16 protein-coding genes are annotated in these 24,270 nt (G+C 36.5%); 9 read left to right on the top strand and 7 right to left on the bottom strand.

Annotation, left to right across the window (positions count from 1 at the left end; all coding sequences use genetic code 11):
* Positions 1-19: 19 nt before the first annotated feature.
* The gene (locus C9E89_RS09335) at positions 20-2,746 is read right to left on the bottom strand and encodes an autotransporter assembly complex protein TamA (protein ID WP_107007975.1); all 2,727 of its coding nucleotides are present in this window, start codon (positions 2,744-2,746) and stop codon (positions 20-22) included.
* A 181-nt stretch (positions 2,747-2,927) separates the two neighbouring features.
* On the opposite strand from C9E89_RS09335, the gene C9E89_RS09330 reads away from it, so the two are divergent.
* From C9E89_RS09330 to C9E89_RS09310, 5 genes are all read left to right on the top strand, one after another.
* Positions 2,928-4,247 (top strand): MFS transporter, encoded by a 1,320-nt coding sequence (locus C9E89_RS09330; protein ID WP_107007976.1) that lies wholly within the window; start codon positions 2,928-2,930, stop codon positions 4,245-4,247.
* A 1-nt stretch (position 4,248) separates the two neighbouring features.
* Complete coding sequence (gene coq7, locus C9E89_RS09325; protein WP_107007977.1) at positions 4,249-4,884, top strand: 2-polyprenyl-3-methyl-6-methoxy-1,4-benzoquinone monooxygenase; 636 nt, start codon at positions 4,249-4,251, stop codon at positions 4,882-4,884.
* A gap of 223 nt (positions 4,885-5,107) precedes the next feature.
* Positions 5,108-5,794: a response regulator gene (locus C9E89_RS09320; RefSeq protein ID WP_107007978.1), complete on the top strand. Its 687-nt coding sequence runs from the start codon at positions 5,108-5,110 to the stop codon at positions 5,792-5,794.
* Complete coding sequence (locus tag C9E89_RS09315; protein WP_228199011.1) at positions 5,791-7,695, top strand: sensor histidine kinase; 1,905 nt, start codon at positions 5,791-5,793, stop codon at positions 7,693-7,695. The genes C9E89_RS09320 and C9E89_RS09315 overlap by 4 nt, the downstream gene beginning before the upstream one ends.
* 115 nt (positions 7,696-7,810) lie before the next feature.
* Positions 7,811-9,646 (top strand): sensor histidine kinase, encoded by a 1,836-nt coding sequence (locus C9E89_RS09310; RefSeq protein ID WP_171405113.1) that lies wholly within the window; start codon positions 7,811-7,813, stop codon positions 9,644-9,646.
* Positions 9,647-9,700: 54 nt separating this feature from the next.
* Here C9E89_RS09310 and C9E89_RS09305 read toward each other — a convergent pair whose 3' ends face one another.
* Positions 9,701-12,148: an ExeM/NucH family extracellular endonuclease gene (locus tag C9E89_RS09305; protein ID WP_107007981.1), complete on the bottom strand. Its 2,448-nt coding sequence runs from the start codon at positions 12,146-12,148 to the stop codon at positions 9,701-9,703.
* Positions 12,149-12,340: 192 nt separating this feature from the next.
* On the opposite strand from C9E89_RS09305, the gene trmB reads away from it, so the two are divergent.
* Both trmB and C9E89_RS09295 read left to right on the top strand, forming a co-directional pair.
* Positions 12,341-13,057 carry a tRNA (guanosine(46)-N7)-methyltransferase TrmB gene (gene trmB / locus C9E89_RS09300; RefSeq protein WP_107007982.1) on the top strand — a complete coding sequence of 239 codons (717 nt, stop codon included), beginning with the start codon at positions 12,341-12,343 and terminating at the stop codon, positions 13,055-13,057.
* Positions 13,058-13,419: 362 nt separating this feature from the next.
* Positions 13,420-15,837: a penicillin acylase family protein gene (locus tag C9E89_RS09295; protein WP_107008013.1), complete on the top strand. Its 2,418-nt coding sequence runs from the start codon at positions 13,420-13,422 to the stop codon at positions 15,835-15,837.
* 59 nt (positions 15,838-15,896) lie between these two features.
* On the opposite strand, the gene C9E89_RS09290 is transcribed toward C9E89_RS09295, so the two are convergent.
* The 5 genes from C9E89_RS09290 to C9E89_RS09270 form a co-directional block, all read right to left on the bottom strand.
* On the bottom strand, positions 15,897-16,790 hold the full coding sequence (locus C9E89_RS09290; RefSeq protein WP_107007983.1) for a ParB/RepB/Spo0J family partition protein: 894 nt from the start codon (positions 16,788-16,790) through the stop codon (positions 15,897-15,899).
* A complete protein-coding gene (locus C9E89_RS09285; RefSeq protein ID WP_107007984.1) occupies positions 16,787-17,569 on the bottom strand; it encodes a ParA family protein in 783 nt (260 codons plus the stop codon). Before C9E89_RS09285 ends, C9E89_RS09290 begins: the two co-directional genes overlap by 4 nt.
* 25 nt (positions 17,570-17,594) lie before the next feature.
* Positions 17,595-18,227, bottom strand: coding sequence for a 16S rRNA (guanine(527)-N(7))-methyltransferase RsmG (rsmG, locus tag C9E89_RS09280; protein WP_107007985.1), 633 nt, complete (start codon positions 18,225-18,227; stop codon positions 17,595-17,597).
* Between the two features lie 106 nt (positions 18,228-18,333).
* Positions 18,334-19,023: an N-acetylmuramate alpha-1-phosphate uridylyltransferase MurU gene (gene murU, locus C9E89_RS09275; RefSeq protein ID WP_107007986.1), complete on the bottom strand. Its 690-nt coding sequence runs from the start codon at positions 19,021-19,023 to the stop codon at positions 18,334-18,336.
* Entirely contained in the window at positions 19,023-20,036 is a 1,014-nt protein-coding gene (locus C9E89_RS09270; protein ID WP_107007987.1) for an aminoglycoside phosphotransferase family protein, read from the bottom strand. Before C9E89_RS09270 ends, murU begins: the two co-directional genes overlap by 1 nt.
* Positions 20,037-20,155: 119 nt before the next feature.
* Between C9E89_RS09270 and C9E89_RS09265 the strand changes: the two genes are divergently transcribed.
* Positions 20,156-22,642, top strand: a complete 2,487-nt coding sequence (locus C9E89_RS09265) for an LPS-assembly protein LptD (protein WP_107007988.1) — start codon at positions 20,156-20,158, stop codon at positions 22,640-22,642.
* Entirely contained in the window at positions 22,642-23,958 is a 1,317-nt protein-coding gene (locus C9E89_RS09260; RefSeq protein WP_107007989.1) for a peptidylprolyl isomerase, read from the top strand. Before C9E89_RS09265 ends, C9E89_RS09260 begins: the two co-directional genes overlap by 1 nt.
* Positions 23,959-24,270 lie beyond the last annotated feature (312 nt).

Here is a 24,270-nt window from a genome sequence, read left to right as displayed (position 1 = left end):
AATTTAAATTATTATGTCATTAAAGTTGTGAACCAATAAAGAAATGTAAGCGTATAGGCTTATCTGGATCAGAAATCCCAGAAGCAACATCTAGACGTATTGGACCAATCGGTGATTTCCAACGAATACCAACCCCAACACTATATTCAGGATCATTCGAAAATTTATCATTAAAAGCATTACCAACATCACTAAAAACCGCAGCACGCCAACCCTCTTTAAACTGATAATTATACTCTAAAGAGCCTATTGCCAGTGCCTGACCACCTACTTTATAGCCATATTCTTCTGGAGATAAGCTTTTATAATCAAAGCCACGCAAACTTTGATCACCACCTGCAAAGAAGCGTAAGTTATAAGGTACTTTGGCAAAATCTTTAGCAAAAATATAACCCGTTTCTAAACCTGCAACAAATTGATGATCGTTATTTTCACCTAATGAATACAAGCCTTTCCATGTCGCATTGACAATTGCCATGTCTGTATCTGTTAATAAACTACTACTACCCACTTGGACTTTATAAGATTGTTTAAAACCTTGTGTTGGGTTTAAACGATTATCACTGGTGGTTTTTGAAGTTTCATAACCTAATAATAAAGATTCTTGCTCTTGGTTTGCACCAGGAATCAAAAAGGCATCTGGAATATTTTCAAGATCAACTAAACCCGATTGAGTCACACGATCTAAACGATAACGCACACCAAATACATGCTGCCAGTCTTTACGTGAGCCTTTAATAATACGGTCTGCCCCTGCAACAGCAGACTCAATTACAAGACTCATGTCATTACCAATACTGTCTCGCTCTTCACGCTCATATCCACCCACTAAACTAATATAATCATTGAGTGGATGTTTATAAGGAATATTATAACGACCATCAAATGATTGGCGTATCTGAGATAGCTCCATATTGGCATCAAAAGAATGACCTAAATGATTAACAATGGCACGGCGATACTGCCCACGTAAACGTACCCCTGTATCTGTTCCATAACCAATACCAGCTTCTAAACTATTCAAACGATCCGCATTTAGAGTCACAATAACAGGAATGATTTTTTCCTCACGTGCCTTTTCTTGTAATAGCTCAGTTTCCGATTGTTTTACTTCTTGTTGCTCTTGCATCATACGTGCATTAGGGTTCATCTCAGCACTATTTGCCCCTGCGAACTGATTTTCATCCACAACATTTTGCGTCACTTCTGTCGCTGAATGGTGTATTTTTTTACTCTCAGTTTGGTCGGCAAATGCTGCCTCTGAAATTTTTTCTTGGTCGACTAAAGCTTGTAAATCAGGAGGTAACTCTAAAGGTTTTTCAATAGGATCTGGTTTAACAGCATCAACCAAAGTGTAATTAAAATAACGTGAATTGGTTAGGTTATTTGCTAATGAGTTTACACGCCAAGCGGTATAATCGGCGCCCGCTTTCCATGGCGCCATCGACTGCAACACTTTCAAATCAATCGGGAGAGGTTTCGTTGGGTCACTCATTCTAAACTCAACTTCGCCGAGTTTATATCGCTCTCCCGTTTCATAACGTAAGTTAATATCTGCTTTATTCTGTGGTTGTTTAACTTTTACATCGTGTAATCGCCAATAGCTGTCAAAGAAACCATTATTCGTTGCAGCATCAACAATACGTGTTTTTGTCGCTTCATAAGCACCATGATTTAAAATATCGCCAACATCTTGTTCAGGTAAAACTCGAATGACTTGTAATTGGGCTAAATTTTTCCCTGCACCAGAGAATTCTATATTTTGTTCTTCGATTAAAACAGGATCATTGGCTTCTACAATAACTTTAACTTTATTTTCACTCATTTCTTGAAATTTAAACTTCGCATTATAATAACCAACAGCTTGTGCTGCTTGATTTGATAATGTTCTAAGCTGAGGAACTGCCGCATTAAAATCAGAAAATGCTTCCGTTGTAAAACTCGAAAGTTTTGCTTTGATATTATTGGCTAATATCGTTGGCGCACCTTCAACCTCCGCACTGATACGCTCTACTTTTGCAGTATCAAATTTTGCTGGACGAATACTATAAAGAATACGCTTAAAAATATTGGCTTCTTTTTTCGGCTCTTGATCTTCAACGCTCATGTCAGACAAAGTCCGACCATACTCGTTGGCTTCAACCACAATTTTATTATCTGCACGAATAGAGCGAATTAGCTCATTGACGTCCTTCACATCTGTAGGTGCTGTGGTAATTTCAGAAATTTCTTGTTGTGTTGCATCATTTACCGTAATTTCAGGTGCTTGAGCCACACCATTTCGAAAGTTTTGTGCTTCAACTTTGGCTTCTTCCGCAACCTTAAAAATTTCATTCACTAAAGCACTATCAACATTATTTTCAGGTAGTTCTTCTAATTGTTCAAATTCGATCGGCTTAAAGTCGTTTAAAGTTGCAGGATTCTGCTCTTGCTGTTGCAGCATTTCTACACTATCTACAGCGACTTTATCTTGATTGATTTCCTTGATTCGTTCATCAATTTGGTCAATTTTTTCTTTGCCTAGACCTTGCTGTTCGGCTGCATTTTCAAGCTGTTTTTGCGTATTTCCAGCCAATGTTTGTGAGCGCGACTCCACATTTTCGGTCTCTAAGGCATAGGAACTTTGTGCCGCACAAACACTCAAAAAAATACTCGCACACAACAGTTTATTTAGATCATTTGTGTTAAAAATGCCATACATACAATGTGCAAGCATAGATTTTTTAAATTTGATTTTTGCTAGCATAGCAAGCTCTAAACACCATAATATATAAATGGAAAATAAGAGTAATGAAAGTTCCCAAAACCAACTGAAAACACTTGGCTTTTCACATTATCTTGGACGTTAAAAATATCATACATGATTTTGCGATATAGTTACCAAATGCTCACATTTCTTAATATAACTTAAATGAATGGCTTACTGAATGGAAAAAAATGAACATATCTTAGGAACTCGACGTTTTTTGCCCATGTTCCTCACCCAGTTTTTTGGTGCATTAAATGATAATGTTTTCAAAGGCTCATTATTACTTGTCATTACCTATGGTTGGATTCATTTAAATGGCACCTCCATCAGCACTTTAAATAATCTTGCGGCATTGTTATTTATTTTACCGTATTTTATTTTTTCTGCGACAGCAGGACAAATTGCCGATAAATATGAGCGTTCCTTTTTAGTTCGTGCGATTAAAATTCTTGAAATTTTCATTATGCTGCTGGCAACCGCAGGTTTTTTAATGGGCAATTTATGGGTTTTATTATTTGCCCTCTTTTTAATGGGTACTCATAGTACATTTTTTGGTCCCATTAAATACGCTATTTTGCCTGAAATTTTAAAACCCAATGAATTAATGTCAGGAAATGCTTTATTTCAATCAGGTACCTCAATTGCTATTTTATTAGGAACGATTATTGGTGGTGCTGTTATCTCAGTTTCGGCAGGCAATTTACTTTGGATTAGTTTAACTGTCATTATTATTGCTGTACTTGGTTTTATTGCCAGTCGTTTTATATTAAAACAACCTACTCTAAATAATGACTTAAAAATTGATTGGAATTTTTTTCGCACCAGTTTTCAAACCATTCAATATGCAAAAAGCTTACCTTTAATTTTTTTAGTTTTATTAGGAAATTCTTGGTATTGGTTTTATGGTGCTACCTATTTAACTCAGATTCCACAAGTGACTTTGCAGAACTTACATGCCAATGAAAATGTTTCTAGCTTATTATTAACTTTTTTTTCTGTTGGTATTGGTGTTGGTTCATTGTTGTGCCGTAAGTTTGGTGGCAGTGAAGTGAATATTAAAATGGTGCCTATTGGTGCAATCGGTTTGACTCTATTTGCATTTTATTTTGCAGCAAGTTTAGCTTTTATTCCAACACATACAGGTGATTTAATGGGAATTTCCCAAGTCTTCCAAGCAGGTTGGGCATATTATCATGTGATGTGTGCTGTGACATTATTGGGGGTTTGTGGTGGTTTTTATATTGTGCCTTTATATGCCATGATGCAAGCATATGCACCTAAATCCCATCGTGCACGTGTTGTTGCAGCCAATAATATTTTTAATGCAATTTTCATGGTTTCATCTGCAATATTCTCTATAATTATTTTAAGTGTACTCAAGCTTGATATTAAAATACTCTTCAGTATCACTGCGATTTTAAGTGGCTTATTTTGTATTTGGTTACTCATACGCTTAAAACCATTACTTGCAACAACCCAAATTACTTTGGAGGATTGACATGCGTCATTACACGGGTATCGACAAATTTATTCATTCTTTTGATCAAGCCCTAAGAAGCTTAGTGCCAGGAACAACCTCTGCACAACGTGAGAATCCTTCAGTCAATACCGAAACTAAATTGGCAGTGAGCGAAGCGCGTCATGTTGCGGGTTTAATGCGTGTTAATCATAGCGGTGAAGTGTGTGCTCAAGCGCTCTATCATGGGCAAGCATTGACTGCAAAACTTCCTAATGTACGTCGTGAAATGCAAACTGCGGCACTTGAAGAACAAGACCATTTAGCTTGGTGTGAAGACCGTTTAAAAGAGTTAGATAGTCATACAAGTTTGCTGAACCCTGTTTGGTATGGTTTATCTTTTGGTATGGGTGCATTAGCAGGAATCGCAGGCGACAAATATAGCTTAGGATTTGTCGCTGAAACTGAACGTCAAGTGAGTTTGCATTTACAACATCATATCAGCCAATTGCCACCTCAAGATGAACGCTCGCGTAAAATTTTGGTGCAAATGAATGAAGATGAACTGCATCATCGTGATACTGCTTTAGATGCAGGTGGTGTCAACCTCCCGATCCCTGTCAAAATTACGATGACGGCTATTTCAAAGTTAATGACTAAAACCAGTTACTTCATTTAATTTTTAAGATTTATTTTCTTATAAATAGAGTCTAATCCTAGGCTCTTTTTTTATTCAAAAAAAAATTTGCACCAAAAGTGATCAAATGTATTTTTCAACTGCTTTTATTTTAAGCATTTCATACAAAAATACATAAAAAACTTAGAAAAATACCTAATATCAGGGATATCTATAAGCCTAGAATACAGGCACATTATATAAAACAAATTATTAGAGAAATTTTATGGTTAATAATGAGTTAAGTTTACCTGTTCCTGTAATTATTGTGGAGGATGAACCACTCATACAAATTCGTTTGAAAGAAATCCTACTAGATATGGGATACCATAAAGAAAATTTATTATTTGCTACAGACTTAGCACAAGCCAATTCACTTTTAGAAAAGCATTCTGCTTCTTTTGCATTGGTAGATTTAGGTTTGCCTGATGGAAATGGAATCGACTTTATTAAAACCCTAAAAAAATATGATCCGAGTATTTTGGTTTTGGTGGTTTCTGCATGGAGTACTGAAGATGTCATTTTAAATGCCATTAGTGCAGGGGCAACAGGTTATGTCCTCAAAGAACGGGATAATTTAGAAGTCATGTTATCTATTCGTAGTGTGTTACGTGGCGGTGCCCCAATTGACCCATTTATTGCCCAAAAAATTTTAAAAAAATTGCAAATTGATACCTTAGCAACACAGTCTAATCATCCAAGCAATAAAGAAAAAACTGAAGTATTATCAAAACGTGAACAAGAAATTTTAATTTTAGTTTCTCAAGGTCTAAGCAATAAAGAAATCGCTGATTTATTATCACTTTCACGCTATACCATTGAGTCACATATTAAACATATTTATAGAAAACTTGCTGTTTCAACACGAATTATGGCTGTAGATGCAGCACGTCATATGGGGATCTTAGATTGAACTCAGGTGTTTTCTCATGGCTGTTCCTGATCTTTTCTAGTCTCTGGATCATGTCTAGCCATGCGTCTACACCTTTAAATAACGCAAGCAATGCTCATTGTCATTTTAAAATTTTAAGCACTCAAGTTGCCCAAGTATCTCATTATAATGATCCTGTGCCGCAGACAGGATGGAAAACTGTAGTACTGCCGCATAATTGGGATATGGACTGGAGAAATTATTCAGGCACGGCATGGTATAAAATTATTTGGCAAAGACAGTGTGCATCTAAACTTGATCAACAACAACCTGCTGCATTCCTCATCGACCGTATTAATATGGCAGGTGCTGTTTATCATAATGGCGAATTACTTTGGCAAGATGAATCTTTAGTAGAGCCATTATCTCGTAGTTGGAATATGCCACGTATGTGGACACTACTCGCATCGACCATTCATACAGACCGCAATGAAATTTTAGTGAAAGTTGTGGGCGTCCATACTCAAGCTTCTGGAATCAATAACATTGAATTTAGTTCTGTAGATGATATTACTCAATTATATAAACGATTGGTTTTAGAACGACGCAGCACCTATGTGATTAACCTAATTATTACTTTAGTTTTAGGTTTAATGGGGTTATTTATTTGGTTATTTCGCCGTAAAGAATCTGCTTTTGGCTGGTTTGCATTAACCTCATTTTTTTGGATTGGATTCATTAGTAATATTTTAATGACGAAGCCAATCCCTTTAACAGATACATTAATGACAGCACGTTTGAATCTTATTTTATTGCTGGGTTATGTTTATTGTTTATGCTTATTTTCATGGCGTTTTGCACACAAAAATTTTAAAAAAACTGAATATTTTCTTTTAGGATTAACCATCATTTTCAGTGTAATTCTTTTTATTACACCTGTTACCTATTTAAGAGAGGTTAGCCTATTTTGTTTTCTCTATAGTTGTACTGTTTTTTTAAGTAATTGTTTATTTTTTCAATGGCTCGCTTTTAAAAATCGAAATGCAGAAGTTTTATTTTTAGCTGCTATTTTTTTAATTTTTATTATTATTGCGATTCATGATTTAACAATTCGACATGTTGATATTAACGCTTTTTTTTGGACACCTTTTGCTGCACCATTTACCAGTTTAGCCATTTCTTGTATTTTGGCTTGGCGTATTGCACAAAATATTAACCAAGTCGAATTATTTAATCAAAACTTAAGCCATACAGTTGAAAAAGTAACCGTTGATTTAGAACATTCCTTAAATAAAAAATATCAATTAGAAATCAATAATATTCGTTTACAAGAGCGACTAAACTTATCACATGAATTACATGATGGACTGGGTGGCTCTATTTCTCGTTCTATGATTTTACTTGATCTAAATGAGCATGTTGATAAAGCTCAAATGATGTCCATGTTAAAACTATTACGCAATGACTTACGTCAAGTCATTGATATGGGTTCTAGTGTAGGCGCAAAAATCCCTGACACACCGATTTTATGGGCAGCCCCTATTCGGCATCGTTTTGTACAAATTTTTGAAGAAATGGATATTGAATCTATTTGGCAAATTCCACCGACATGGGTGACTACACCAGCCCCTTTACAGTGTTTAACGCTCGCACGGGTTGCTGAGGAAGCACTAAACAACATTGTCAAACATAGTCAAGCGAGTCTAGTTCAAGTGTCTTTAATTGAAATAGAAAATCATATTTTAATTTTAGAAATTCAAGACAATGGATGCGGTTTTGACCCGCTGAGTGTACAACAAGGCTTTCATGTTGGCTTACAAAGCATGCAAGTTCGGATTAAACGTTTAGGGGGTGAGTTTGAAATGCATTCTACTCAAGGTGAAACGACCATTCGGGCAACTTTACACATTTTAAAAGATCTTTCATCTCATTCACTTTCATAGAGATCAAAGATTAAATAAATCAAGAGTTATGGCTTATATGCTTCAACAGTATGTTCTTCAGGTGCAAACAAATCGCTCATTGAAAAAGATATGGGTTTGTCACTGCTTCATATTCTTGTTTTTCATTTTTTTCTTTATTTCTAAAACAAATGCTGTCCCTATTTCTCCTACAATTCAAGATATTTGTACCGCTAAAATCGAGAAAATAAGTGTTGCTCAAGGTTCAGGGCAAACTGGAGAATCTTTCCCCCAATCAGGTTGGCGTAGTGTTGAAAAACTACCCGACTATTGGTCTAAAGAATGGAAAAACAATCAAAAAAGTGCATGGTATAGCATCGACTGGACATATCTTTGCCCAACCAATACCCATACTGCACAACAGCTTGTCATTGAAAATATCAACATGGCTGCACAAATCTTTTTAAATGATGAACTGATTTATCAAGATCAATATTTAACAGATCCTGTATCACGAAATTGGCACTTACCACAACAATGGTTATTGCCTGCTGCGAGTTTAAAATCTGGGAAAAATCAACTGATTATTCATGTCATTGGCGTCCCCACACAAAAAGCAGGTTTAGGACGCTTATATATTGGCTCGCCACAAAAAATGCAGCCAATTTATCAACATCATCTGACTGAGAAACGTACACTCACTATTCTCAACATTATGATTAATTTAGTTATTGCTCTGTTATGTATATTGGTTTGGTTATTTGATCGTCGTAATAAATCGTTTATTTGGTTTTCTATTTTAGGTTGTTTTTGGACGATGTATTTAATCATCGCGATGTATCCTAAACCGATTTTTCATTTAAATAATTTACAAGTTGATCAACTTCATCTCATTGTTTTCTGTTTTTATGTGACTTTTAGTTGTATTGCGATTTGGCGATTTGCCAAGCAAAAATTTATAGTCGTCGAAAGAGCATTATGGGCTTTTGTTGCAATCAGCAGCATGACGATTTTGTTTACACCTGAACATTTTCAACCTGTGATTCATCAAGTAATTTTTGTACTTGCAGTGCTGATTTTTGTCTTAAAATGTATAACATATCCTTATATTGCCTATCGTTCAAAAGTTCCTGAAGGTTATTTTTTAGCATTTGTACAAATTTCATTTCTTCCTATCGCCTTTAATGATGCTTATTACATGATGACACTTGAAGGCAGTGTTCTCTCTCCATACACAGCACCGATTACCAGTTTATTTATTGGTTTTGTATTGGCTTTACGTTTATCAAACAATGCCAAACGAATTGAGAATTTTAACAAAACGCTAGAAGATACAGTGCGAAATGCACAGTCTGAATTATCAACTTTGCTGAACCAGCAACATGCCCTCGCCTTGGACAATGTTAAATTACAAGAAAGAATCCATTTGGCACAAGATTTACATGATGGTATTGGAGGATCAATAGTTCGCTCCATTATTTTAGTTGACCATCATGAACATATTGAAAAACAACAAATGCTGTCTATTTTAAAATTACTACGCAATGATTTGCGTCAAGTGATTGATACCAGTGCCAGTTTGGACACCAAAACCCCCGAAAATCCTATTTTATGGGTGGCTTCTATTCGGCATCGTTTTGTACAAATTTTTGAAGAAATGGATATTCAGTCCACATGGACTGTCGCACCGACATGGGTGATTACACCCACTCCCTTACAATGCTTAACCCTCTTACGTGTTGCTGAAGAAGCTTTAACGAATATTGTCAAACACAGCCATGCAAACCGTGTTGAAGTTAAATTACAACAACATCAACAACAACTTATTTTAGAAATACATGATAATGGACAAGGTTTTGACCCACTTCTTGTACAACAAGGCTTTCATGTTGGTTTGCAAAGTATGCAAGTTCGTGTGCAACGTTTAAGAGGTCATTTTGAAATCCAGTCCATACCAACCTCGACTTTAATTCGTGTCATTCTTTATTTATAAAAGTAAAAATAAAAAAGAGAGCATTACACTCTCTTTTTCAGTTATGTTTATATTTTATTTCGCTGAGAAAATTTTCCCTAACCAATTCCATAAAGCTGCAAAAAAATCAGCGATGGTAGAACCTGTCGGATTATTTCCATTTCCTTGATTCTGGTCAGGATCCTGTGCATTTCCTCTTAGATCTAAATCAACAATAATCGGATCGTGATCAGATGAACGATAGGCATCAGCAGCATAAAAATCACGCTTTTGCTCATCTGTTTTATATTCTTCGTTATAATCCAGTGCTGTAGGCTCGTCAGCATTAATATGCCATGCAAATGCACGTCTTACCCGTGGATATAAATATTGATCAGCAATCGCATGATCTAAATTTCCTGCACCACCATAACCATTGGCATCACTTGCCACACCAAAAACATAACTATAAGCCGTCTTAGCTTGACCGATTTTCTCATCATTTAATAAAGCTTTATAATTGGCTTTTTCAAGTTCTAAAATAGGCGCTTCTTTGGCGTAACTATTAAAATCACCCACCAATAAATAATGAGGATTTGGTACTTTGGTTGGATTGGTGGCAATCCATTGACTCAATTTTTGTACCGCAGTTAAACGTGTTTGATTATAACAACCCTGCCCATCATTTTGGTCGAGATCCAAACCTGTTGCACCATCACAACGTTTTGATTTTAAATGATTTGGAACAATTGTAAATTTCTTACCACCATTTACAGCCTGAAATGTTTGTGCCATTGTCACGCGATTCATTTGCGTTACATCATCATAAATGACAGCATCTTTTACAGGTTTCACACGTTTAGCATTATAAATAATCGCAACAGCAATCGCGTCGCTACCTAATTTTGCTGAATGAGGTGGAATCACATATTTCCAATCAGCACCCAAAGCTTTCGTTAAGTAAGCAACTGCACTATTTTCAGCATAGCCATTATTTGCAATTTCCATCAAGCCATAAACATCAGCATCAATTTGCTTTAAAGCACTGATAATTTTAAGATGTTGTTTATCAAATTCAGCTTGTGAGCTAGCACCACGTTCTGTAGGAAAACCTTTTTCTGCACCATTATCATAATTTAGGACATTAAAAGCAGCGACACGAATCTGTTGTTTTTCTTTAGCAATCACACCTGAGCGCAAATTACTGTCCTGAATTACTTCAGGTGCTGTATGACCTTGAATAGGTTGAATACGCCATGCATTAAAACGATATTCTAAAATACCCTCAACATTTTTGAGTTGATAACCTGAACGCAGTGTATTTTTAGCATTAAAATACTGTGGCAACCAAGGGGTTCTGTTTTGATTATTAAAACCATCATCTAAAATGATTTTTGAGAGCAAGTTTTGTTTTGCTAACTGAATCGCTTCAGGAGATTTTGCTGCAAATAAATTTGTTGGAATATACAAACGCCCAAGACTTAAAGACAAATCTCCATAACGCCCATAGCTATAGTTTTCACTCACCGTTAATGTTTGAGGCAACCTGACATACATCCCTTGATAGCGCTTTGGTACATGACCTGTACTTGAGTTTAAGTCTGTAAATGGCAGAGTTAAACTTTGTGGGCTAACTAAACTCGCTGCATCAGTATTACACGTTTGAATATTACTGCTGAGTTGATCAATCTGTAATTGGTTTTGATAATTACTTAGGCGTCCTCTAAGAATAACTTCTTCACCAACTTTGCCCCCAGTTATATGACTGCTTGTAGGAACATAAACAAAAATCGCATTGCTTACGTCAGCTTTGGCTTTACTGTCCGCAGTTTGTACATAAAAACCTGAAAAACCATCTTGATAACGATAATCTGCGGTGATTACACCACGAATAATATAATTTTGATTTTGCTGTGCTGTTTGTAAATCAGCAATAGGGGTATCTGTTACATTACAACTTATAGACGTTACAGGTGGTGTTACTGTCCCTGTTAAATAATTTGAAAAAGCGTTGCGATCTGTCCATGCTGTCCATGACTGATCTAAATTAAAATTTGCAGTACTCTCGATACTCACAACATTATTTTGTGTTTCTATACGTTGAAAGCTATTTGCTACACTTTTAACTGCTGCTCCCCAGCCACCCTCGGGACGCTCTCCGACACGACCAAAACGGTCTACGGGCACTCCTCGATAAAGTAGAACTAAAGCATCATCACCATTAAAAGATAATCCTGCAACTTGATTGACCTGATCACCAATAGCTGCTTTTAACTCTGAACGACCAATGACAAACTTCTGCTGACTTGGCAACTCACCTTGTAATGTGACTGTTAAGGTTTTAATTGTACCGCCATTGCTAAACTGTTGAATTTCATAATCTGCTAAATTCACTTTATTGGCATCAGGATTATAAATTTCTAGACCTTTGCGATTGGCTGACCCGTCAATATATTGGCTAAACATCAATTGTGCATGGCTTGAAAAAGAACAGCTCAGCAGCGTTAAACTGAGTGCAAGTGTATGTGGCTTGAATAATTTCATGATTTGAACATTTTTTGTTTAAATTAAATTCAGCTTAGTTTTCATACATGACATCGCCATGAATATTTCATGACAATTCCAGCTAAAGTGTTCACATTACACTTTTTATGCTTGAATTCTCTATAAAAGGTTTGACTTGAAAAGTAGAGTACTTAAAATAGCGCTTTTGTATTTTTGGTAATCCCCAAGCTTATGTCAAACGATCAAATTGGAGCGCAAGTTGTAGAGTTAGACAATTTGCACGAGCACCGTGAAATTGTGACTTTTATGCGTCGTTCTGCGCCTCTAAATACTTCACAACGTTCTGCGCTTGAACAACATCGTGATTTAATTTTGGAATACCCTGTTGGTGATTTACGCCAACATTTTCCACATCCTGAACGCCCACTTACTGTTGAAATTGGATTTGGTATGGGACGTTCGTTAGTACTCATGGCAAAAGCCAATCCTGAACGCAACTTTATTGGTATTGAAGTTCATGTTCCGGGTATTGCACAATGTGTCTATGAAGCAGGTATGGCAGAACTAAGCAACTTACGTGTTTTAGATGCAGATGCGATCCAAGTATTACGCGAAATGCCAGACAATAGTATCAATACCATTCAATTATATTTCCCTGATCCTTGGCAGAAAAAGCGTCATTTCAAACGTCGTTTTGTTTCACATGACCGCATGCCTCTTGTTGAAGAAAAACTAGAAATTGGGGGAACTTTCCACGCTGCCACTGACTGGGAACCTTATGCTGAGTGGATGCTTGATGTTCTTGACAACCGTCCTCGCCTAGAAAATTTAGCAGGTAAAGGCAATAGCTACCCACGTCCTGAATGGCGTCCTCAAACTAAATTTGAGCGTCGTGGTATTGAAGCAGGTCATAAGATCAATGATTTTCTTTTCAAGAAAATAGATTAATGCTTTGGCAATGATCTATTGCCTAGAAATGATATAAGGTGATCAAGCTCAGTTGATCACCTTTTTTAATTCTATCACCATTCAAATGAGATTTTAATCTCATTTTTTAGAAAAACTTAAATTAAAACAATGCATCTTTAAAAATTTAAAAAATCACAATGGCAAATCACTCCATTCATTAATGGAATTTTAAATTAATTATTACATTGAATAATATATGTTATATCTTTAATATTTTTAAAGCCAATAAAAATCTGAATATTTTTATTAGGTTATTTAAAACAAAAAGGAGCAAAAACTTGATTAACTCTGGACGTGTTAAATCGACGAAGGATCGTACAGCTTTTAAAAAAAATGTAACGGTGAGTTGCCTCAGCATAGCTGCATTATTGCTATCTGCCTGTAATTCATCATCTACACCAAGTACTCCCCCTGAAACCAGTAAAACCATTTCGATCAAACGAGATCAATATGGTATGCCGCATATTTATGCAGATGAAACCTATGGTTTATTTTATGGTTATGGATATGCGATTGCTACAGATCGTTTATTTCAAATGGAAATGTCTAAACGTACAGGCTGGGGTACGACAGCAGAAGTCTTAGGCAAAGAATATCTTGCTTTTGATATCGCTACACATAGTCGCTTTGATCCTAAATCAATCCGCCAACAACTCGACAAACTTTCTCCTGAAGATAAAGCCATTTTTGATGGTTATGCCGCAGGCTTTACACGTCGCGTTCAAGAAGTCATTGCCAATCCTGAACTTATGCCTAAAGAATTCATTGACTATGGTTTTAAACCATCAGAATGGAAGTCTGAAGATATCGCTATGGTTTGGGTTGGACTGATTTTAAATCGCTTCTTTGCATCAAGTTCTGAAGTTGCCAATTTAGATTTATATACTGAGCTACAAAAAGCCAAAGGTGCTGAGGAAGGAAAAAAAATATATAATCAATTGCGTTGGCTCAATGACCCTACCGCCCCAACCATTGTAGATACTGAAAATTCTCCATTAAAAGCTCAGGCTCAAATCAGTAAAAATTTAAAACCCATATCAAGTTATAGCGCACAAAGCTATATGCAACAAATGCGTTTAACTATGGGAAATGGTGTAGTTAATGATGTACCCACTGCAAGTAATGCATGGGTGCTAAATGCAGATAAGACGCAAGAAGGTCAAGCAGTTTTATATAATGCACCACAACAAGGTTGGTATACGCCTGCAATTACCTATGGCATAGGATTACATGGTGCAGGTTATGATTTAACAGGTATTACGCCTGTGGGTTTACCTGCAATTTTATTTGGTACAAATGGCAAAATTGCTTGGGGCTCTACTGTTGGCTCTTTAGATACCAATGATATTTATCAAATTCAGCTTAACCCATCTAACCCTAAAGAGTATTTGTATCAAGGGAAATATATTCCTTTTGACCATAAACAAATCAAAATTAAAGTTTTAGACCAAGAAGATCATCTTCTTGATGTCTACAAAACCAAACAAGGTTTTGTCAGTAGTTGGGATCAAAGCAATCATACTGCCTATGCGACACGTCGCAGTTGGGAAGGACAAGAAATTGAAACCTTACTCGGTTGGGCAGAAGCAGCCAAAACAACCAATTGGAAGGACTTCTTAACCCAAGCTTCACGTGTTGCAGCATCTATTACATGGTTTTATGCAGACACACAAAATAATATCGGTGTAGCAGCACTTGGACGTTTACCTATTCGCCCGACTAACCAAAATATTCAGTTACCTGCGGTGGGTGATGGCTCAATGGAATGGCAAGGATTTTATGATTTTTCAAAAAATCCGCAGCAATTAAACCCATCTAAAGGCTATATTGCGAGTTGGAATAATAAAGCCTATAACAACTTATTTGCTGATTCTTCTAACTTTTCTTATGTCGATCGCGTGAATGAAATCTTAGAACCATTAAAAGCCAAAGAAAAATTTAACCAACAAGATATTTGGGAAATCAATCGTATTTCATCACGCTCTGATTTAAATGCGCGATATTTCATTCCGGATATGATTAAAGTTGCCAAAAGTGAACATGCATCTGCTTTGGCACAAAGTATTGCCCCATTACTTGAACAATGGGATATGAAATTAAACCCAGATAGTACAGGAAAATATTATCAAGGTGCAGCACCAACAATTATGCGTGCATGGTTAGATCAAATGATCATTTTGGTGTTAAAACCAAATCTGCCTGCTACAATTTATCAAAAATATACCGATACTTTATATCCTGTACAAAATGATCCGCGCAGTGCCCAACCTGCACCAGCATCTAAACTGATTTGGAATGCCTTACAAAAAAATGCAGGCGTTCCACAACAAGTTGACTTTTTAGGAGGTGAAAACCCTGATCATATTGTGTTAAATGCGCTTGAGTTAGCCTTAAAACAACTTAAAACACAATATAAATCAGAAAACCCAAATGACTGGAAAACGCCAGTTGCCAATATGCACTTTTCTGCAAAAAATTCAGTGGGTATTCCTTGGGCTGATTTAAAATCAGAACAACAATTATCGACTTATAGTAATGCAGGAAGTGCGAGCTTCAAGGTGGTGCTTAGCCCAAATCAAGTGTCAATGTGCTCAGTCATTGCACCGGGTCAAAGTGGTTTTGTACATAAAAATGGTCAGTTAGATGCACATTTTGCAGATCAATTGGCTTTGTTTGAAAGCTTTAACTGTAAGCAAGACCCCGTGAGCAAAAAGCAAATTTCTGAAGCGACAAAATCAGAAATCACACTAAAATATTAATTTAAGCAATAAAAAGTGGCGTTTTATACGCCACTTTTCCTCACAAACACGAAAGTATATTAAGCATCATTTTCAGCAAGACAGATATTTAAAATACCATCTAATTCATCTAAAGAATTATAGCTGATGACCAATTTACCCTTTCCTTGCTTGTTATAGTCAATTTTGACATTGGCACTAAAACGTTCAGACAATTTTTGAGTCAATTGCTCAACATCAGGCGCAATAATCTTGGTTTTATCTTGCTTAGGTGTATTCCAATCTCGAACGAGTTGTTCTGTTTGACGTACAGATAAACTTTTTTCTATGACAACTTGTGCAATATGCAGTTGATCTTTGGCTTTCAATGTCAAAATTGCACGTGCATGCCCCATATCAAGGAAGCCTTGTTGCATAAAATCTTTGATTTCTTCAGCCAAACTTAACAAACGCAATAAATTACTGACTGTAGTACGTGCCTTGCCCACCGTATCTGCAATTTCTTGATGACTTAAACCAAACTCTTCGTGAAAACGCTGCAACGCCATCGCTTGATCAATTGGATTTAAATCTTGGCGTTGAATATTTTCAATGAGTGCTAAAGCAATCGCAACTTGGTCATTTAACTCACGAACAATGGCAGGAACTTCAGTTAAACCAGCGAGCTGCGCTGCGCGCCAACGACGTTCACCTGCAATGATTTCATATGGATGCTTTTCATTATCAATCGGGCGAATGACAATAGGTTGCATCACACCATGTTTTTCAATAGATGCCGCTAACTCTTGTAGGTCTTCTTCTTTAATGAAGCGACGTGGTTGATATTCACCACGCGTCAATAAATGCACATTAATATATTTAAACTGACCCAAATCTAATGTTTGTGACTCAAGTTGTAATCTTTCTTTTTGAATAGAGCCTAATAATGCGTCTAAGCCACGACCTTTCGCCAAGCCTCGTTTTCTGGTGGTCATGCTTTCGTTCCTTTTTTCAATTTACTCTTTTTTAAAATTTCAGCTGCTAAATTTAAATAAGCAACTGCACCTTTAGAGCTTTTCTCAAAATAAATAATCGGTAAACCATGCGCTGGTGCTTCTGCTAAGCGTACATTACGTGGAATGACGGTTTCATAAAGTTTGCGACCAAAATACTGTTCAAGTTCAGCAGATACATCACGTGTTAATGCATTTCGAGCATCATACATTGTCCGTAATACACCCTCAATTTCTAAACTTGGATTCAGTGCTTGCTGAATTTTATCAATCGTTTGTGTTAAATCAGCCAAACCTTCTAAAGCATAGTATTCGCATTGCATTGGAATCAAAACACTGTCCACAGCAGCCAAAGCATTCACTGTGATCAGGCTTAAACTTGGCGCACAATCTACAATGATATAATCAAATTGATCTGCTACTTCTTGCAAAGCATGACGTAAAATAAACTCACGCCCCTCATGTTCTGCAATGGCTAATTCTACACCTGCCAAATCACGATTTGAGCCTAAAACTTTATAGCCCACTTCTGATTTTGCAATTGCATTTTCAATCGACACTTCACCTAACAATACATCAGTGATTGAATACAATAAATCATTTTTTTGAACACCTGAACCCATTGTGGCATTGCCTTGTGAGTCCATATCGACCAATAAAACGCGTTTTTTGAGTACTGCCAATGAAGCAGCCAAATTGACAGCCGTTGTGGTTTTACCTACGCCACCTTTTTGGTTTGCAATTGCGATAATCTGAGCCATGGTAAACCCCAATTCCTAAGATGAATTAAATTTGTTTTAATAAAAGTAAATGACGTTGTTCGTCTAAACGTGGAACACGCAATTCAATAATTTCACAACTAAATTGGTTTTTTAACTGTTCCACTTCATCTTCAGGAATTAAACCTTTCATCGAAGCAATGACACTGCTTTCATGCATAAATGGAGCTGATGCCGTCACAAAATCAGTCAATGATGCAAATGCACGACTGGTAATCACGTCAAATTTTCCTAATGCTTGAATACTTTCAGGGTTTTCGACGCGTGTTTGTACAGCAATCACATTTTGTAGTTTTAAATCGGCAATAAATTGTTTAAGGAAACGAATTTTCTTACCATTTGAATCTAACAATACACACTGACGTTCAGGTTGACACAGGGCAATAATCATCCCTGGCATGCCACCACCTGTCCCAATATCCAATAAACGACCTTCAGGTAAGTCATTTAAAATGCTTAAACTGTCCAAAAGATGTTTCACCAACATTTCTTTAGGATCACGAATTGCGGTTAAGTTATATGCTTTGTTCCACAGCACTAAAGCATCTTGATACTTTAATAATAGACCAAGCGATTCATCACTGAGTTTTAAGCCAAGCTTTTCACTGCCTTGTTTTAACTCTTGAAAAAATGGATGCATAAATACACAACATCTCTAAAAAATTAGGGGAAAGTATACCGATTTCTAAATCGTGGAACACTAGCGAACGCTGAGTTAATACGCAATTAAGCACATTAAGTCCAACTTAAACATAGACACCTTGACGAATTTGTAAGTCTAGCGCCATTAAACGTTCAGGTGTTCCAACATCGACCCAAGCTGCTGACATTTTTTCCGCAGAAATTTTATTGTCTAACATCGCTTGTTTCAGCAATGGTGCTAAAGGTCGTTTTCCTTGCGCCAAACCATCAAACAGTTGAGGATGAATAATCGAAATACCACTAAAAGTAAGGTTTTCACCCTGCACATTTTGATCGAAAGTATATGCTCGACCCTCTGCCAAGGTAAAATCACCATGGGGATGTTGCTCAGGATTTTGCACAAAAATCAAATGCGCTAAATCACCATTTAACTTCACATCTAGCAAAGGTGCAAAATCAAAGGTTGTCCACACATCGCCATTTAACAAAATAAATGGCTCATCACCCAACAAAGGCAAAGCATTGATAATACCGCCTGCTGTTTCCAAACCTTCATCTTCACGTGTCCAACGAATGGTGACACCATATTGCGAACCATCACCCAAGGCACCAATCAGGACATCTGCTAACCATGCAGAGTTGATGATAATCTCAGTCACACCTATGCTTTTTAGTTTTTCGATGTGCCAAACGATCAAGGCTTTTCCACCAACTTCAAGTAAAGGCTTGGGTTTATATAGCGTCAATGGACGCATACGATTGCCTAAACCTGCGGCTAAAATCATGGCTTTCATTATGCAACAACCTCGTATTTGCCATATTTTTCTTCAAATTTCGGCAAAACTGTAGCATGAATAAACTGCATAAATGGTTGTAATTCTGCATAAGGTTTAGATTCTTCAAGCAAATACCACATCACACGTGGTAAATCTTTTAAATAACCTGACTTACCATCACGCTCAAACAGACGTACAAAAATTCCTAGAATTTTAATATGACGTTGGATCGCCATGAGGTCAGCATCTTGTTTAAACTGAGCAAAATCACGATCTTGTTTTTGTGTTTCTGGTAATAAGTCATAGAATACTTTAAACCATGTATAAACACGCTCTGGATTCCATTGTACATAAGCATCACGGGTAATCGAGATTAAGTCATAGGTATCTGCACCTATTACAGCATCTTGGAAGTCAATCACACCGAGGTCTGTTTCATTGTCCAATTTCATCAAGTTACGACTATGAAAGTCACGATGTACAATAACTTGAGGCTGTGCCAATGCAGCATTGGCTAAAATCGCAAAAGTGCGTTTAATCAAGGCACTTTCTTCAGTTGTTGGCTGAATCTTTAAAGAAGGCAATAACCAATCTGTTAACAATTCCATTTCTGAAATCAGTTTTTCATATGCATACGCTGGAAAATGCCCTTCACCTTGAATGGTTTGAAGTTGCACCAACTGCTTAAAACTTTGTGCATAATACTCATCAACAGTCTGATCATTCAATAAAGTTGATAACAAAACATCACCAAAATCTTCAAGCAATAAAAAGCCTTGCTCAAGGTCTTTTGCCACAATATGCGGTACACGCACGCCATGTTGGTCAAAGAATTCATCAATCGACACAAAAGGTACACAATCTTCTTGTTCAGGTGGTGCATCCATCAACATAAATGTTTTATTATTCAAGCTAATTCGTGCATAACGACGGAAACTAGCATCGCCTGCTAAAAAGTTGATTTCAAATTGATCTGAATTGAGTACAGATGTTATCCATTTTTGTATCAATTGTTCACGTTGTGTTTTCATTTGCAATTAAATCTATTACAGGCTGATTTTTTGAAGTGCTAAGTGTAGCTACTTATCAACTTTTTCTCTATGATTCGACAATAATTAATTGCGATCTGCATACTTGGTTAATGAGACAAATGAAGCATCAGTTTAAATTTAATCCTTTAGCGACTGCTATTTTGACACTTCTTTGTGGAAGTTCAGTATCCAGCTATGCCGAAACAACGGACACTGCATCTGCTGCCGATAATGAAACATTAAAATCAGCAATCCAAGAAAGTTATCCTGGGCAAAACTTTTATAGTCAATATTATGTTGATAAAGATTCTGCTCAAGCCCAAGTTCGTGATACCCAAGGGGTCAGCAATCGCTATTGTGATGGTATTTGGGTAACACCATTCAACACAGAACAAAAAGCTGTATCACCTGAAGAAACGACATCTATCATCACCGCAGATCATGGGTACTACAACCCAAATGGTGACTCTACTTTATCTGGAGATGTTGTCATTGACCAAAATGGTCGTATGGTACGCGCTGACGAAGTGGTTATTGATAAAACACAAACCTTTGCTAAAGCCAAAGGCAATGTACAAATGGCTCAAGGGGGCTTAATTGCACAAAGTGATGAAATTGATTACAACTTAAAAGAGCAAACAGGTGAGCTCAACAATAGTTTCTATATTGCTGAAGCAACACATGCGCATGGACATGCGAAAAAAATTGAAAAGACCTCACCAAGTACGGTGGTTCTAGAAGATGCAAGCTATAGTACATGTCCTCCAGAGCAGTCACCAACATGGCAAATTAAAGCAAAAGAAATTGAACTCAACCAAGATACAGGACGTGGTGTCACACGTGGCACTAAACTATATATAAAAGACACCCCTGTACTTGCTGTACCTTATTTTAATTTCCCGATAGATGATCGACGTACAACAGGGATTTTAAACCCAACCTTTGGTTTTACAAATGATGGTGGTATTGAAGTTGCTGTACCCGTCTATTTAAACTTAGCACCAAATTATGATGCGACCATTACGCCTCGAATTATCAGTGATCGTGGTGTACAAGCTGCTGGAGATTTTCGTTATTTAACTGAAGACTTTGGTGCAGGACGTATTTGGGGAAGCTATTTACCTTCTGACAAAGAATATAACGACCAAGACCGTAAAGATTTACATTTATTACATGATTGGCAAATCAATGATCAATGGTCAACAAATTTAGAATATAACTACGTTTCAGATAAAGACTTTTTCTCAGACTTAGACAGTGACCCAAGTTCACGTACAGAGTTAAACCAACGTCGTGCATGGGAACTTAACTATGGGCATGGTATTCCTGGTTTAAACGCACAACTACGTGTTGAAGATTTCCAGACCTTGGATAAAACTATTTCTGACATTGATAAACCTTATGCACGCTTGCCACAATTATTAGTCAATTATGTCAAAGGTAACCCACAAGGTTTACAGTTTGAATTTAATAATGACACTGCGTATTTTCAAAAAGATATCAATGATTTTAATCTGATCAATAATTCAGATTCTTCTATTTATCAACCTAGTGGTACACGTCTATATAACGAGTTTTCAGCACGTTATAACTTTAGAAACCCTTGGGCTTTTGCAATTCCTCAAGCCAGCGTACGTACTTTACACACATTTTATGATCAAAAGACCATTGACCGTATTGATGCAACCAATCCAAACCAAAGTAATGACAATAAAAACAAATCCGTTGTCGTTCCAGAATTTACTTTGGATACTGGTTTAACTTTTGAACGTGAAGGTAAATTTCTTCAAACCCTAACCCCTCGTGCTTTTTATGCTTATGCACCTTATGAAAATCAAAATGGTTATCCAAACTTTGACTCAACCACAGCATCTATTAGCTATGATCAATTGTTTAACCCTCGCCGTTTTTATGGGCATGACCGTTTAGAAGATAATAACTTCTTATCTTTAGGGCTAAGCTATAGCCTGTTTGATACAGTAGGTTTAGAGCGTTTACGTGCAGGCGTTGGTCAAAGTTTTTATTTTTCAGACCGCCGTGTAACACTCAATGAACAAGCAAGCCAAAAAGATGAGTTTGATACTGACCGTCAATCTGGTCCTGTCATTAGTTTATCTAGCCAGCTCTCTGAAAATTTCACTGTAAGTGCTAACTCTGCATGGATGTCAAATGGTGATAATGCTCAACGTGACTTCCAATTGTACTACACAGGCAATAAAGGCAACTTGTACAATATAGGTTACTTCTACCGAGATTATTTACCAGATCGACAAGATCAATACGATCAAGTGGTTGCATCATTTATACAACCTGTAAAAGATAATTGGCGTATTATGGGACATGTTCAATATGACATGGACAATAATGTCGCACGTGAATATCTTGCTGGTGTAAATTATGAATCATGTTGTTGGGGTGTTTCACTCTACGGTCGTGAATATTTTAATGATTTAGACAATGTAAATGATCCAAATGTTAAGCCTAAACGCGCAGTCATGGTTGAGTTTACATTAAAAGGTTTAGGTGGCTTAAACAATAAATTAGGCTCACTCTTGGAAAATCGTATCTTAGGCTTCGATAAAATTAATCAAACTTGGACACATTAATGAAGACGCAAAACTTAAAACAACTTTTTAAAGCTACTGCATTAGCATTATTTATTTCTTCATCAATGCCAACATTTGCTGCACCGACCAACCAAGTGATTGCAGTTGTTGGTGATCGAGCGATTTTAAAAAGTGACTTAGATCAAGGTGTAGCAGAAGCAGCTCATCAACTTCAAGCACAAAAGAAAGAAGTTCCACCTGTAGAATATTTACAGCGTCAAATCTTAAATCAATTGATTATACAAAATGCTCAGCTTGAGCAAGTAAAACGTTATGGTTTAAAACTAGATGAAAAAACATTAAATGATGCTGTGCTCAAAGTTGCAAATCAGTCTGGTTCTACAAGCTTAGAAGCATTTCAACAGAAGTTAGATGCAATTGCACCAGGAACCTATGAAGGACTACGCAATCGAGTCGCTGATGATGTTCTAATCCAGCGTTTACGCCAACAACAAGTCATGTCACGTATCAAAATTTCAGATCAAGATGTAGAAAACTTTCTAAAATCTCCTGAAGGTCAAGCTGCTGTAGGAAGTGAAGTTCACGTTCTACACCTACGCATCTCTGGAGATGCTGCACCAGAAGAGCTTGAAAATGTAGCTAAACAAATTAAAAATGACTTAAACACAAGCAATGATGTCAAAGCTTTAGAACAAAAATTCACAAATGAGCATGTAAAAATCGAAGGTGCAGATATGGGCTTTCGTCCACTTTCAGCAATCCCTTCTGAACTTTCAGCGCGTGTGAGTACACTTAACCCTGGTCAAACGACAGATTTGATCAAAGCACAAGATGGTTTACACGTTTTAAAATTAATTGACCGTAAAGGCAATGAACAAAAAGCATTGGTTACGCAATATGAAACACGCCACATTTTAATTAAAACTTCGGAAATTGTTACACCTGAAAATGCAAAACAAATGATTGAAAGCATCTACAATCGTTTAAAAGCAGGTGACGACTTTGCTACCCTTGCCTCTACCTATTCAAATGATCCAGGCTCAGCACGTGATGCAGGAAGCCTCGGTTGGGTAAGTCCAGGGATGATGGTACCTGAGTTTGATAAAGTCATGCAGAATACGCCAGCAGGTGAAATTAGCCAACCTTTTGAAACACAGTTTGGCTGGCATATTTTACAAGTACAAGATATTCGTAAACAAGACATGACTAATGAATATCAAAAACGTATGGCACGTCAAATCCTAGGTGAACGTCAATTTGACTCTGAACTAGATGGTTGGTTACGTGAATTACGTGCTAATACCTATGTTGAAATTAAAGATAAAAGCTTAGATGATAAAAACCAGTCTCAATAATTTTATCAATAACACAAAAACCAGTCTCAATTGACTGGTTTTTTTATAAAAAAAAAGAAAAATATCTTCAATAAATAATGACCATACAATCAAAAATAATTTTTAATTAAAAACCAAATACAAAAAAGAAAATATATCATTGAAAAGTATAAATATATTACAAAAATTAAAAAATAAACCTTATCATTTAATAAAGATATTATAGAAAAACAATAAAATACATCAGCTTATTTTTTTACAGTAAATTTAAATGCTAAGTAAATTATTTATGGCACTCGCATTAGATGCAACCAATGTATTAAGCACTGTATA

Origin of the sequence: Acinetobacter sichuanensis (assembly GCF_003024515.2) — a bacterium.
In the GTDB taxonomy this organism is placed as follows: domain Bacteria; phylum Pseudomonadota; class Gammaproteobacteria; order Pseudomonadales; family Moraxellaceae; genus Acinetobacter; species Acinetobacter sichuanensis.
The sequence above is the reverse complement of the archived record's forward strand: the minus strand, read 5'-3'. Positions and strand labels throughout refer to the sequence as shown.